Annotated in this window: 14 protein-coding genes; 12 read left to right on the top strand and 2 right to left on the bottom strand. The window is 47.9% G+C overall.

Annotated features, from left to right (window positions below; all coding sequences use genetic code 11):
- Window positions 1-24 precede the first annotated feature (24 nt).
- The 3 genes from BN1938_RS09850 to BN1938_RS09840 all read left to right on the top strand — a co-directional run bounded on the left by BN1938_RS09850 (window position 25) and on the right by BN1938_RS09840 (window position 2,198).
- Window positions 25-624 carry a hypothetical protein gene (locus BN1938_RS09850; RefSeq protein ID WP_050640417.1) on the top strand — a complete coding sequence of 200 codons (600 nt, stop codon included), beginning with the start codon at window positions 25-27 and terminating at the stop codon, window positions 622-624.
- A gap of 83 nt (window positions 625-707) precedes the next feature.
- Window positions 708-1,226: a peptidylprolyl isomerase gene (locus tag BN1938_RS09845; protein ID WP_050640416.1), complete on the top strand. Its 519-nt coding sequence runs from the start codon at window positions 708-710 to the stop codon at window positions 1,224-1,226.
- Between the two features lie 6 nt (window positions 1,227-1,232).
- A complete protein-coding gene (locus BN1938_RS09840; protein ID WP_050640415.1) occupies window positions 1,233-2,198 on the top strand; it encodes a DMT family transporter in 966 nt (321 codons plus the stop codon).
- Here BN1938_RS09840 and BN1938_RS09835 read toward each other — a convergent pair.
- Complete coding sequence (locus BN1938_RS09835) at window positions 2,155-2,862, bottom strand: FadR/GntR family transcriptional regulator (RefSeq protein WP_050640414.1); 708 nt, start codon at window positions 2,860-2,862, stop codon at window positions 2,155-2,157. The two genes, BN1938_RS09840 and BN1938_RS09835, sit on opposite strands and share 44 nt — an antisense overlap.
- Window positions 2,863-3,164: 302 nt before the next feature.
- Between BN1938_RS09835 and BN1938_RS09830 the strand changes: the two genes are divergently transcribed.
- The 4 genes from BN1938_RS09830 to truA all read left to right on the top strand — a co-directional run bounded on the left by BN1938_RS09830 (window position 3,165) and on the right by truA (window position 6,579).
- Window positions 3,165-4,016 (top strand): energy-coupling factor transporter ATPase, encoded by an 852-nt coding sequence (locus tag BN1938_RS09830; protein ID WP_050640413.1) that lies wholly within the window; start codon window positions 3,165-3,167, stop codon window positions 4,014-4,016.
- On the top strand, window positions 4,001-4,849 hold the full coding sequence (locus tag BN1938_RS09825) for an energy-coupling factor transporter ATPase (RefSeq protein ID WP_050640412.1): 849 nt from the start codon (window positions 4,001-4,003) through the stop codon (window positions 4,847-4,849). Before BN1938_RS09830 ends, BN1938_RS09825 begins: the two co-directional genes overlap by 16 nt.
- On the top strand, window positions 4,842-5,666 hold the full coding sequence (locus BN1938_RS09820; protein ID WP_050640411.1) for an energy-coupling factor transporter transmembrane component T family protein: 825 nt from the start codon (window positions 4,842-4,844) through the stop codon (window positions 5,664-5,666). Before BN1938_RS09825 ends, BN1938_RS09820 begins: the two co-directional genes overlap by 8 nt.
- Before the next feature lie 136 nt (window positions 5,667-5,802).
- Window positions 5,803-6,579 (top strand): tRNA pseudouridine(38-40) synthase TruA, encoded by a 777-nt coding sequence (gene truA, locus BN1938_RS09815; protein ID WP_050640410.1) that lies wholly within the window; start codon window positions 5,803-5,805, stop codon window positions 6,577-6,579.
- A gap of 35 nt (window positions 6,580-6,614) precedes the next feature.
- Here truA and BN1938_RS09810 read toward each other — a convergent pair whose 3' ends face one another.
- Window positions 6,615-7,472, bottom strand: a complete 858-nt coding sequence (locus tag BN1938_RS09810; RefSeq protein WP_025656140.1) for a MurR/RpiR family transcriptional regulator — start codon at window positions 7,470-7,472, stop codon at window positions 6,615-6,617.
- A 564-nt stretch (window positions 7,473-8,036) separates the two neighbouring features.
- On the opposite strand from BN1938_RS09810, the gene BN1938_RS09805 reads away from it, so the two are divergent.
- The 5 genes from BN1938_RS09805 (at window position 8,037) to BN1938_RS09785 (ending at window position 12,575) form a co-directional block, all read left to right on the top strand.
- The gene (locus BN1938_RS09805) at window positions 8,037-9,350 is read left to right on the top strand and encodes an ABC transporter substrate-binding protein (protein ID WP_050640409.1); all 1,314 of its coding nucleotides are present in this window, start codon (window positions 8,037-8,039) and stop codon (window positions 9,348-9,350) included.
- Window positions 9,351-9,442: 92 nt separating this feature from the next.
- Complete coding sequence (locus BN1938_RS09800) at window positions 9,443-10,357, top strand: carbohydrate ABC transporter permease (protein ID WP_050640408.1); 915 nt, start codon at window positions 9,443-9,445, stop codon at window positions 10,355-10,357.
- Complete coding sequence (locus BN1938_RS09795) at window positions 10,357-11,232, top strand: carbohydrate ABC transporter permease (protein ID WP_025656143.1); 876 nt, start codon at window positions 10,357-10,359, stop codon at window positions 11,230-11,232. The genes BN1938_RS09800 and BN1938_RS09795 overlap by 1 nt, the downstream gene beginning before the upstream one ends.
- A 21-nt stretch (window positions 11,233-11,253) precedes the next feature.
- Window positions 11,254-11,883: an SGNH/GDSL hydrolase family protein gene (locus BN1938_RS09790; protein WP_050640407.1), complete on the top strand. Its 630-nt coding sequence runs from the start codon at window positions 11,254-11,256 to the stop codon at window positions 11,881-11,883.
- Entirely contained in the window at window positions 11,880-12,575 is a 696-nt protein-coding gene (locus BN1938_RS09785) for an N-acetylmannosamine-6-phosphate 2-epimerase (protein WP_330581559.1), read from the top strand. The genes BN1938_RS09790 and BN1938_RS09785 overlap by 4 nt, the downstream gene beginning before the upstream one ends.
- Window positions 12,576-12,629 lie beyond the last annotated feature (54 nt).

Below are 12,629 nucleotides of genomic sequence, written 5' to 3'. Positions count from 1 at the left end.
CGGCAGAGCACTTTGGAGGTAAGGATGAAGAAATTATTAGACTATTTTATGATAGACGGCGAGGTAGGAGGGGACCAGGACTGGTTCACCAATGTGGTGATGCATGTTGGCGGCTGCGCGGCGGCAACTGCCTGCGACAGCTGCATTTATTTTGCAATGTATCAGGGGAAAAAACACTTATATCCGTTTGACGTGGAAAATCTGACCAAAGAGGAGTACATTCAGTTTTCCATGAAAATGAAACCATACATCAGGCCGCGGGTGGGCGGCGTTAAAAAGTTATCCATGTTTATAGAAGGGTTTGAAAAATATCTGCGGGACTGCGGTGATACAAGGCTTAAGATGTCGGGCTTTGACGGCGGTCATACCTTTACGGAAGCAGCAGATTTTATAAAAGGGCAGATTGACGCCGGATTCCCTGTGCCGTATCTGATGCTGAAGCACAAAGACCCAAGATACAAAGACTTTGTATGGCACTGGTTTTTGTGCTTTGGATACGAAGAGAAAGAAGGGGACCTGCTTATCACGGTGGCCACATATGGGGAGGCCAGCACATTTTCGCTGAAGGATCTGTGGGATACGGGATATGAGGAAAAGGGCGGCCTGATCAGATATATGGAATAGTATACCTATGGCTGATTGACGAATGCACTGTAATCCGATACAATAAAGATAATTATTTTTTATAGAAAAGAGGAGTTTATATTATGGAAAATCCAATCGTAACATTTGAAATGGAAAACGGGGACATTATGAAGGCAAAATTATATCCAAACATCGCCCCAAATACGGTGAATAACTTTATATCTCTTGTGAAAAAAGGGTTTTATGACGGCCTGACTTTCCACCGTGTCATCAGCGGATTTATGATTCAGGGAGGATGCCCGGACGGGACAGGCATGGGCGGCCCGGGATATAGAATCAAAGGAGAATTCACACAGAACGGCTTTCTGAATGACCTGCCGCATTCACCGGGAGTTCTCTCCATGGCACGTGCCCAGCATCCAGATTCAGCAGGATCCCAGTTCTTTATCATGCACAGGCGTTCCCCATTTTTGGACGGAGCATACGCTGCATTCGGAGAACTGACGGAGGGAATGGATGTTGTGGAAAAGATCGCAGAGACAGCTACAGATTACAGTGATAAGCCTCTGGAAGCACAGGTTATGAAGAAAGTAACGGTAGAGACCTTTGGAGTTGAGTACGAAGAACCGGAAAGAGCGTAGAGAAATATGCAAACAAAACCACAGAAGGCGAATCAGCTGCAGAATCCGGCGGTGATCTGCATCCTTGCGTTAATTTGCTGCGCGCTATGGGGGAGCGCTTTTCCCTGTATCAAGGTAGGGTATGAGTGGTTTGGAATAGAAGGAACCGGGAGCCAGATCTTATTTGCTGGCTACCGGTTCTTCCTCTCTGGAGTGCTCACATTTGTGATAGGATGTATCATGGAGAAACGGCTCCTGACGATGAAAAAGTCATCAATCCCGTGTATCTTGCGACAGGGAATCCTGCAGACAACCGTACAGTATTTCTTTTTTTATGTGGGACTTGCGCATACGACCGGCACGAAAGGTTCTATTATCAATGCGTCCAATGCGTTTGTATCAATCGCAGCGGCACATTTTATACTAAAAGATGAAAAGATGACGTGGAAAAAAGGGGCAGGCTGTGCTCTCGGACTTGCAGGAGTCATCGTGATCAACCTGTCGCCCGGCGCCTGGGGGGATGGATTTTCTCTGATGGGCGAGGGCATGGTATTTATCTGTACCGTTGCTTATGGAATCAGTACGGTTATATTGAAAACAATATCGGACAGAGAAAGTCCAATGACAATTACTGCTTATCAGATCTTGTTCGGGAGCGTTCTTCTTATTATAATTGGGTTCGCCCTTGGCGGTCATGTAAATGGCTTTACTGTGAAATCCACAGTGCTTCTGGTCTATATGGCGCTTATTTCCACGGCTGCATTCAGCCTTTGGACTCTGCTGCTTAAATATAACCCGGTGGGCAAAGTGGCCATATACGGTTTTTCCATCCCGGTATTCGGGGTGGCTTTGTCCGGTATCTTCCTTGGAGAGCGGATTGTAACGGTTAAAAACCTTTCCGCCCTGCTCCTGGTCAGTATTGGAATCCTTATTGTCAACAGCAGTAAAATTAATCGTAATACAGCGTCCGGTTCCCATCGATACTCTCCCTGACGGAGTCCTGGATCCAGTCGACGGCGCCCTGGGTGTCTCTGTCCCGGATGAAGGTCCAGAGCTTATAATTGTTTTCATACAGGACGGGAATCCCATATAGTGTACAAAAGCGTTCCCACAGTGTGAACACGGGGGCGCGGAAGGACTGGAAAATCAGCGGGATGAGCGTGTTGTGGGAGAGCAGGGCAAACTCATGCTGAAATTCAAACGCAGCCTGTGAGGCTTCGCCTATAGACTGTGCATCTTTGATCTGTTCTATCTTATCTCGGAGGAGCTGGATCTCCTCCTCGGTAATCCGGTCGATACACAGCTGTGCAACCAGGGTATCCAACGCGATACGGACCTCCAGGATCGAGCGGATTTCTTCGTTGCGTATTTTCCCGCCGTTGTATTTCATAATGGAAAGAAGCGTGTCCAAAGTACCTTTACGGCGGTAGTCTGCCACGAAAGTGCCCACTCTTGGCTTCACATTCAAAAAGCCTTTTCTCTCCAGCTCGCCGAGCCCGCTGTTCACTACGGCGCGGCTGACCTGCATCATCTCGGCCAGCTGGCGTTCCGGCGGCAGCTTTTCACCGATTTTTAATTTCCCGGATAAAATAAGATGTTCCAGCTGCTCCACGAAAAGGTCACGGAGAGACGGGGAACTGATTTTCTGAAATTCCATACATTTTCCTCCCGGTATTATCTTTGTGCATATTATAATATAGAACGAATTCAAAAACAAGAAAATTGGCGTAACCGTGTTACTGTTCAGACCGTGCCGTGCACCTCGCTGCACGGCATCGGAGCCAATAAAGTGATGGTCTCGGGGCATCTGCCCCTCGCCGTAACCGTTCAGACTTGCCTGAGCGGTTATAAATTGACGGTGGCCTGCTATCAGTACTCAAAACTGCACCTTGCAAAAAGCCAGTTCATACCGTACAATAGTGAGCAGTAAATACGTTAAAATGGAGGCGTTAGCCATATATGAAGATGGTCCGGTCAGAAAAACTGATTTATGAATACGAAAAGCGGGATGAAGAAGGCAATGTCATTGGCATGAACCGCGCGGTCGACGGCGTGGATATTGACATTGCCCCGGGGGACTTTGTTGCCATTCTGGGACACAACGGTTCCGGAAAGTCCACGCTGGCGAAGCACATGAATGCGATTCTGGTTCCCTCGGGAGGGACAATATGGGTGGATGGAAGAGACACGAAGGATCCGATGGAGCTGTGGAACGTCAGACAATCGGCGGGAATGGTGTTCCAGAATCCGGACAACCAGATCATCGGCACTGTAGTAGAAGAGGATGTGGGATTTGGTCCGGAGAACCTGGGTGTACCTACCGATGAGATCTGGAAAAGGGTAAAGGACAGCCTGAAGGCGGTCGGCATGCTGGAATACCGGAATCATTCTCCGAATAAGCTGTCCGGCGGGCAGAAACAGCGTGTAGCAATCGCTGGCGTGATCGCCATGGAACCCAAATGCATTGTTCTGGATGAGCCTACCGCGATGCTGGACCCCAACGGAAGAAAAGAAGTCATCCGGACGGTACAGGAACTGCGCAGAAGAAAAAAGGTGACCGTTATTCTGATAACCCATTACATGGAGGAAGTGATTGATGCAGACCAGGTATATGTGATGGACAGGGGACATGTTGTAATGCATGGGACGCCCCGGGAGATATTCAGCCGGGTGGACGAACTGAAAAAGTACAGGCTGGACGTGCCGCAGGTAACGATGCTGGCAGAGGCGCTCAAAAGGAAGGGGTTAAAGATTCCTTCCGGAATTTTACGGACAGAGGAGCTGGTGGAAGCATTATGTCAATTAAGTTAGAACATATCAATTACGTATACAGCCCGGGAACAGCTTACGAAAAGCAGGCGCTCAAAGATATCAGCCTGGAGATTCGTCAGGGAGAGTTTGTGGGGATCATCGGACATACCGGTTCCGGCAAATCCACACTGATTCAGCATTTTAACGGTCTGATAAAAGCAAGCAGCGGTGCACTGTATTTTGACGGGAAGAATATCTATGACGAAGGATACAACATGAAGGAGCTTCGGAATCAGGTGGGGCTGGTATTCCAGTATCCGGAGCATCAGCTATTTGAGGTGGATGTTCTCAGCGATGTATGCTTTGGCCCCAAGAACCAGGGGCTGGCGAAAGAAGTCTGTGAGGAGCGCGCAAAAGAAGCCCTGGAGCTGGTTGGCTTTCCGGAGGAATACTACCATCAGTCTCCCTTCGAGCTCTCCGGGGGACAGAAGCGCCGGGCGGCCATAGCAGGCGTACTGGCTATGCGGCCCAGTGTCCTGGTGCTGGATGAGCCGACGGCAGGTCTGGATCCAAAAGGGCGGGACGACATTCTGGATCAGATCGACTATCTGCACAAGAATACCAATATGACCGTAATTCTCGTGTCTCACAGCATGGAGGATATCGCCAGATACGTGAGCCGGATTATTGTGATGAATGAGGGCGCAAAAATGTTTGACGGGAAGCCGAAAGAGGTGTTTGCCCATTACCGGGAACTGGAAGAAGTCGGGCTTGCGGCCCCCCAGGTAACCTATATTATGCACGCCCTGAAGGCGAAAGGTATGAACGTGCGTACGGATGCAACAACGGTGGAAGAAGCAGCAGAAGAGATAATGAGGAGTATTCATGGTTAGAGATATTACAATCGGACAATATTATCCGGCTAAAAGTGTGATCCACAGACTGGATCCAAGGGTGAAGATTGTATGTACGCTTTTATTTCTGATATCCCTTTTTATACAGAGGAGTATTCTGGGGTATGTGGTTGCAACCTTATTTTTAGGCGCGGTTATTTACATGAGCAGGGTACCGTTCAAATTTATTGTGAAAGGCTTGAAACCTATCATGATTCTGCTTTTGATTACGGTACTGTTTAACCTTTTCCTGACAAGGGGCGGTGCGGAGCTTGTGCATTTCTGGATTTTCCATATTACGGAAAAGGGGCTTGAAACCTCTGTGTATACGGCGATCCGCCTGATTTACCTGATCATGGGATCGTCCATTATGACGTTTACCACAACGCCAAATTCCCTGACAGACGGGATTGAAAAGCTGCTGCATCCGCTGAATAAGATCAGGGTGCCGGTTCACGAGGTGGCGATGATGATGTCGATTGCCCTGCGTTTCATTCCCATTCTTCTGGAGGAGACGGATAAGATTATGAAGGCGCAGATCGCCAGGGGGGCGGACTTGGACAGCGGCAATATGATCCAGAAAGCAAAAGCCATGATTCCCATTCTGGTTCCTTTGTTTGTGTCCGCATTCAGGCGGGCAAACGATCTGGCTATGGCCATGGAATCCAGATGCTACCATGGCGGGGAAGGAAGAACCAAGATGAAGCCCCTGGTATACAAAGGCAGAGACCGGGCGGGATATATCATCACACTTTTGTATATGGTGTTGGTATTTATTGTGGGGCGCTATGTGCCGTTCCACATATGGATATTTTAACAAATAAATGCGGTTCCCGGATAGAAAGTGGTTTGGTGCAATGCGCGCCGCGGCACGAGAGGCAGAGGGCTCTTGTACGGTTCGCGGATATGGATCAATATACAGGGCAGTTCTTCCGGGGATTCGGTGAGGGATTATGAAACGAATCAAACTGACAGTTGCCTATGACGGCACAAATTACTGCGGCTGGCAGATTCAGCCGAACGGAATTACGATAGAGGAAGTATTGAATAAAAAACTATCAAAGCTGACAGGCGAGGAGATCCGGGTCATCGGTGCCAGCCGGACGGATTCGGGAGTGCATGCGCGGGGGAATGTGGCCGTTTTTGATACGGATACGACGATCCCGCCCGACAGGCTGGCTTACGCACTGAACCGGCGTATGCCGGAGGACATCGTGATTGTAAAATCCGAGGAAGTACCAGCTGACTGGCATCCGAGGTACTGCGATACTGTGAAAACTTATGAGTACCATATTCTCAATACAAGGGTGCCGGACCCCATCAGAAGACGGACGACATATTTTGTGTCCTACAGCCTGGATCTGGAAAACATGCGCAGGGCGGCGGGATATCTGCTAGGTGAACACGACTTTGCAAGTTTCTGCAACGTCAGGACCAACGCAGAGGATACTGTACGTACCGTATATGATCTGGATATTCTGGAAAATGGGGAAGAACTTACGATAAGGATCCGCGGAAATGGATTTCTCTATAACATGGTGCGGATTATAGTGGGGACGCTGCTGAGAGTCGGGCGTGGATTCTACACGCCGGAGCAGGTGAAGGATATTCTGGAAGCGAGGGACCGGCAGGCGGCTGGAGTTACTGCCCCGCCTCACGGGCTGGTCCTGGTGGGGATAGAGTATACCCAAAGGGAATCCCGTAAAAATAAAAATGGCGTTATTCCATAATAGAGATGCTTTATGGAATAACGCCGTTTTTGTGTCTACATCATCTTTTCTGTAATGATCTGAGATGTCTTTTTCTTATTTTCCAACGCTTTATCGCCCAGTTTTTTGTAAACTTCGGCATATAAGATATCGATTAAAAAGAGCTGGGCCGTCTTTGCTGCAATCGAACCACCTTCCATTGGCCCTTCGTTGGCTCCGCATAGCAGCAGGATATTGGAATACTGGGCTGCGGGCGTCTTAAGAAACATGGTAATAAACACGACGGATGCCCTGGCGCTGTGGCATATCCTTGCAATCTCAATACAATCCTTGGTGATACCGGAATTACAGAAAATGACGGCAAGATCCCCTTCTCCAAGAAGGGCGGCCTGTGTCAGCTGCATATGTGCGTCTGAGTTGTAGATGACATTGGGCAGTATCTTCATAAACTTGTTGCGGGCCTCGCTGGCGCTTGTCCCGGAACCGCCGAATCCAAACAGGTTGATGCTCCTGGCAGACAACATGAGATCCACGACCTTTGGGATTGCGTTGAAGTTCAGAGTCTCAAATGCCTGGTCCAGTGCAACATTGTATGCCTGGAGAACTCTGGCGGCAGTATCCTTGCAATTGTCAGTGTCCGCCACGTCGATCAGTTCCTTTTTAGAGAGGGATTCGGGGGTGGAGGTGCTGAGCGCCAATGAGAGTTTGAAATCCTGATACCCTTTCAATGACAGTGTACGGCAGAAACGGAATACACTGGTCTCCCCGACATCGCAGAGCTTGGACAGGTCGGTGATCGTTGAGCTCAGAGCGGTCTGGGGGGAAGAAAGTACAAAATCAGCGACTTTCTTTTCTGCTTTAGTCATTTTGGAATATCTGCTTGTGATTTCGGTCATAAGATTCGTGGTAGCCATTGTGAAACCTCCCTCATAGTGATACCCGAGGGCATCTTTATATACGTCCCCGGGGCAGGTATGCAGTAATTTGCGTATTTTTAAACCCTGTTCTGCAGCTTGACTGCAGATCCGTCCGCAGGGCATGAGTTACGGGATGCCCTTTGGGTATACCTTATTCTGCAGCTTAGCTGCAGATCCGCCCGCAGGGCATGAGTTACGGGATGCCCTTTGGGTATAGTAATATTTTACAGTAAAAAAAATTTCCTGTCAATCGTCAAGAATGGTTAAAAAGATGTCAAAATAAAATTGAAAACCATATTAAAAAAGATAAAAAAGAAAAAATTTTTATTTTATTTTTAAAGTAATAAAACAGTTAAAAAATAATTTATTGGTTAAAAGAACCAAAAAAACACCTTAAAAACTGTTGATTATGTACTGTTGACATTAAGAAAGGTGAATGATAAAATTATTTCAACAAGTAAAAACAATATCGCAGATTTGAAAAAAATAGTTCATAAAAAATAAAATAAAAAAATTTCTTTCAAAAATATCTGCGATATCAAAGGGTGAAGGAGGAAAAACATGAAAAAGAAGATTGTAAGTGTCTTATTGTGTACGGCAATGGTTGCAGGGATGCTGGCAGGCTGCGGAGGAGGAAAAGCGAAGGAAGATACTTCCGCTTCAAAGGATGACAGCGGCAAGCCATACGCAGGAGAAAAGCTGACGGTTCTGTATATGTCAAGTGTATATGCGGATGCAGCCAAGTCCATGGTGGATGAATTCGAAGAGCAGACGGGCGCAACGGTAGAGGTGGTTGACTTCCCTTATACCACACTGCATGAAAAGGCGCTGCTGGATCTGACCAGCGGAACAGGCTCATACGATGTAATCGATGTTGCCAGCCAGTGGGACGGAGAATTTGCACCATACCTGACGGAACTCACTGATTTTATAGAAAAAGACAACTACGATATGGATGAATTTATCGAAAAGGTTCTGGAGAACTCCGGTACCTGGCAGGGGAAAATTACAGGAATTCCAAACGCAAGTACTCCGCAGCTTTTTGCTTACAGGACAGATCTGATGCCGGACGGCATCCCGGATACATGGGAGAAGTACAGAGAAGCTGCAAAAGCACAGACCAAACCGGATGAGGGCATATATGGTATTTCCGTATCAGCTACGACCGGACAGCTTGGCGGTGTGTTTGACTATGTGCTCTGGTCCATGGGCGGATCCTGGGCGGATGAGGACTGGAACGTAACTATCGACTCACCAGAGACAAGAGAGGCGCTGGAACATCTGAAAGAGATTCAGGACTATGCGGATCCCGCTATCTTATCCTGGGGAACAGAAGAGTCGATCAAGGCATTCCTGGACGGCAAAGCAGCTGTGTGCGAGACATGGCCTACCCTGGGACTTGTACAGGCAGCTGATGATGAGTCACAGTCCAAGGTAGTTGGGAAATGGGCGCTGGGAACCATTCCTTATGACAAGACCGGAACTACTCTGCTGAGTGCATGGGATTTATCGATACCTGCAAGCTCCAAGAATCAGGAACTTGCCTGGGAGTGGGTCAAGATGTACACGAGTGCTGAAAAGCAGAATCAATTCTATGAAGACTATGGTATTCTGTCACCGAGAAAAGCATTCTGGGAGCAGGACGGCATCAAAGGCACCTATATGGATACTGTAAGAGAAGCTCTGGATACAGCAAACCTGTGGTGGAGAATTCCGGCTTCAACAGAAGTAGATACTATGCTCAACACCGTTGTCAGTGAATATATGTCAGATCAGATAGATCTTGAAACGGCTGTCAGCAAAATGAAAAAAGGTATAGAAGATGCATTGAAGAATGCACCGCCTGAAGAAGGTACAAAGAACTATAATCTGTAATTACTATAAAATTGCGGAATAGATTACCTGCGGATTTATAACCTGCAGGTAATCTTCTTTCAAGAAAGGACTGAAAATAAAGCATGGCTAAGATGAAAAGAACGAAAAGTGCCGCTCCTGTGATCCGAAAGAGCAGAGGCGATAAGTTTGCATCATGGATGTTCCTGGTTCCTACCATGATTTTTCTGGGGATTACTGCGCTGCTTCCCCTGCTGTATTCCCTGTATCTGAGTTTTTTCAGGTTGAAACTGAACCTGCCGAATGCGGTGCCGGAATTCATCGGATTCGGCAACTATATCAAGATGTTCAGTGACCCTACATTGCTTACAAGCACTGGAAATACTCTGCTGTTCGCAGTTGTATCGGTGGCACTGGAGGTAGTGATCGGTCTGTTTCTGGCCATGGCTCTCTGCTCCGACAAGATGTGGGCAAGGATCTGTACCTCTATTTTTCTGATCCCCATGATTATGGCTCCGGTGGCTGTCGGTACTCTGTGGCGTATGATGCTGGATTCCTCCACCGGTATTATTAACTATTTCCTGAGCTTTCTTGGGGTTCCCAGTATTACCTGGCTGAGCAGTCCGAACACGGCGATGCTCTCTGTAATACTGGTCAATGTCTGGCAGCTGGTTCCCTGGGTAACGATTATCTGTGCAGCCGGACTGAAAGCCCTGCCGTCAGACTGTCTGGAGGCTGCTTCTGTGGACGGTGCGACCAACGGCCAGATTTTCAGAAAGATTGTCCTGCCGATGATGAGCCCGGTACTGACTGTTGTCGTAATGCTCAGATTCGTAGATGCATTCAAAGTATTTGACACGGTTTATGTTATGACAAACGGAGGCCCCGGCAGTGCAACAGAGATGCTGCCGAACTACATATACAAGCAGGGGCTCAAATTCTTTGATGCAGGATACTCCGCATCTCTTGCCATCATATTTGTAGTTGTGATGACAGTGGTAACAATGGGATTCCTGAGGTTAAGAGACAGAATGGAGGAGAATTTGTGATGAACAGAAAAAAACACAGAAAGCTGCCAACCATTGACAATATTATTGGAAATTTTGCCGGAAAGCCGGTTCGGGTGGTTTTAATTGTCGTCAGCATGATACTGATCCTCTTTCCATTATACTGGCTTCTGACCAGTTCATTTAAAGTGAAGGCAGACTATCTGGCCAGCCCTCCCGTACTGATCCCGAATCAGCTGACGATGGAGAGCTATGAGAGTGTCTTTGGAAAAGACCAGCTTGCAATGCACTTTTTAAATACATTTGTTGTTGCGGCAGTATCCACAGTTATATCCGTGCTTCTTGGCAGTATGGCTGCATACTCCGTTGCGCGCGGGTCAATCGGTAAAAAGGCGAGAAAGTATTTTGGCCTGTGGTTTATGATCCAGAAGATGTACCCCGCTATTGCGACGGCCATACCGGTGTATCTGGTAATGAGGACGCTGCATCTGATTGATACGAAAACTGCACTGATTATTATGAACACAAGCTTTAACCTTCCTCTTGTTATCTGGCTGATGATGGGATTCTTTGAACAGCTGCCCAATGAATTGGAGGAATCAGCCATGCTGGACGGGTGCGGATTCACAAAACGATTTTTCTATATCATTTTTCCGATTACCAAACCGGGAATCATTGCATCCGGGATCCTGGCATTTATTGGAGCGTGGAATGAATTTTTGTTTGCCGTAATCCTGAGTGTCAATAAATCCAAGACACTGCCAGTAGTCATTGCCGGTTTTATTACGGACCGCGGGCTGGAATGGGGGCCAATGGCGGTTACAGCTGTCATCACGCTGGTTCCGGTATTGCTGATCGTATGGGCGGCACAGAAGAATTTCGTGCAGGGCCTTGCAATGGGAGCGGTAAAAGGATAACGAGATTGGAAGGGCAAAACCATGAGGAAAAGAATTGTTTGTTTTGGAGATTCGAACACCTGGGGATATGATGCGGTGTCGGATGGAAGGTTTCCGGATGAGATCCGATGGACCGGTCGGCTCCGGGAACTGTTGGGAGAGGAATATACGGTAATAGAAGAAGGACTTTGCGGAAGGACTGCGGTGTTTGATGATCCGCTCAATGAGGGAATGAATGGACTGGCTTATCTGAATCCGTGCCTGATGTCCCATTCTCCCATAGATTATTTGATAATTATGCTGGGGACAAATGACTGTAAAGAGCGTTTTTCGGCGACACCAAAGAATATTGCAGACGGGATGAAGCGTCTCATTATGAAAGCAAAACAGACGGATGCGTGGCGTGATAATCCGCAGATCCTCCTGCTGGCTCCCGGGCCGATCGAAAAGGCTTGTGAGACTTCACCCGTGGCAGGGGAGATGGGAATATGCAGTGAAAAGTCGGAGAAGCTGGCGGCGGAATATAAAATCTGCGCAGAATCATGCGGATGTGATTTTATAGATACTGCGGATATCGTCACGATGAATCAGATTGATTACATGCATCTGGACGCCCAAAGCCATAACAGACTGGCTGAAATGCTGGCGGAATTTATCAGAGAGAAGGTGTGACATTGAATAAGGGAATTGAACAAATGAAGGGAAGGCTGATCGTTTCGTGTCAGGCTCTTCCTGAAGAACCGCTGCACTCCTCCTATATTATGGGCCGGATGGCCGCGGCGGCGAAAGAAGGCGGCGCAGCAGGAATCCGGGCGAATACGAAGGAAGATATCACGGAGATAAAAAAGAATGTTGACCTGCCGATCATAGGAATCGTGAAGAGAGACTATGCGGACAGTGAAGTGTATATTACGCCTACGATGCGTGAGATCGAAGAATTGATGGCAGTGGGGCCCGAGATTATAGCACTGGACGCGACAAGTTCGCTGAGGCCGCAGGGGAAGACTCTGGAGGAATTCTATCAGGAAGTACGCAGTGCCTATCCAAGCCAGCTGCTGATGGCAGACTGTTCCACGGTGGAGGAAGCACTCCATGCTGACCGGATGGGATTTGACTTTATCGGTACAACCCTGGTAGGATATACAAAGCAGAGCCGGGGCCTGAAGATCGAGTCTGATGACTTTGCGATTATCAAAGAGATTATGCGCAGTGTTTCCCATGAGGTTATAGCGGAAGGCAATATCAATACGCCGGAAAAGGTGCGCAGAGTGATGGATCTGGGGGTCTACAGTGTGGTAGTAGGCAGCGCCATTACCAGGCCGCAGATCATTACAAAGCAGTTCGTGGAAGCATTAAAAAAATAGACAGGTATAGGGTTTTTGTTATTTTGGAAACGCTGTACTGGTACTGCGGGGTGA

This window comes from Eubacterium sp. SB2, from assembly GCF_001244405.1.
Classification (GTDB): domain Bacteria; phylum Bacillota; class Clostridia; order Lachnospirales; family Lachnospiraceae; genus Faecalicatena; species Faecalicatena contortus_B.
This window is presented reverse-complemented; position numbering and strand designations above follow the sequence as displayed.

What these genes read in the sequence shown, in the direction of transcription:
- BN1938_RS09840 (WP_050640415.1), top strand. Translation starts at nt 1,233, where the DNA reads ATGCAAACAAAACCACAGAAGGCGAATCAGCTGCAGAATCCGGCGGTG.
- BN1938_RS09795 (WP_025656143.1), top strand. Translation starts at nt 10,357, where the DNA reads ATGAACAGAAAAAAACACAGAAAGCTGCCAACCATTGACAATATTATT.
- BN1938_RS09835 (WP_050640414.1), bottom strand. Translation starts at nt 2,862, where the DNA reads ATGGAATTTCAGAAAATCAGTTCCCCGTCTCTCCGTGACCTTTTCGTG.
- BN1938_RS09825 (WP_050640412.1), top strand. Translation starts at nt 4,001, where the DNA reads ATGTCAATTAAGTTAGAACATATCAATTACGTATACAGCCCGGGAACA.
- BN1938_RS09850 (WP_050640417.1), top strand. Translation starts at nt 25, where the DNA reads ATGAAGAAATTATTAGACTATTTTATGATAGACGGCGAGGTAGGAGGG.
- BN1938_RS09790 (WP_050640407.1), top strand. Translation starts at nt 11,254, where the DNA reads ATGAGGAAAAGAATTGTTTGTTTTGGAGATTCGAACACCTGGGGATAT.
- truA (WP_050640410.1), top strand. Translation starts at nt 5,803, where the DNA reads ATGAAACGAATCAAACTGACAGTTGCCTATGACGGCACAAATTACTGC.
- BN1938_RS09820 (WP_050640411.1), top strand. Translation starts at nt 4,842, where the DNA reads ATGGTTAGAGATATTACAATCGGACAATATTATCCGGCTAAAAGTGTG.
- BN1938_RS09845 (WP_050640416.1), top strand. Translation starts at nt 708, where the DNA reads ATGGAAAATCCAATCGTAACATTTGAAATGGAAAACGGGGACATTATG.
- BN1938_RS09830 (WP_050640413.1), top strand. Translation starts at nt 3,165, where the DNA reads ATGAAGATGGTCCGGTCAGAAAAACTGATTTATGAATACGAAAAGCGG.
- BN1938_RS09805 (WP_050640409.1), top strand. Translation starts at nt 8,037, where the DNA reads ATGAAAAAGAAGATTGTAAGTGTCTTATTGTGTACGGCAATGGTTGCA.
- BN1938_RS09800 (WP_050640408.1), top strand. Translation starts at nt 9,443, where the DNA reads ATGAAAAGAACGAAAAGTGCCGCTCCTGTGATCCGAAAGAGCAGAGGC.
- BN1938_RS09810 (WP_025656140.1), bottom strand. Translation starts at nt 7,472, where the DNA reads ATGGCTACCACGAATCTTATGACCGAAATCACAAGCAGATATTCCAAA.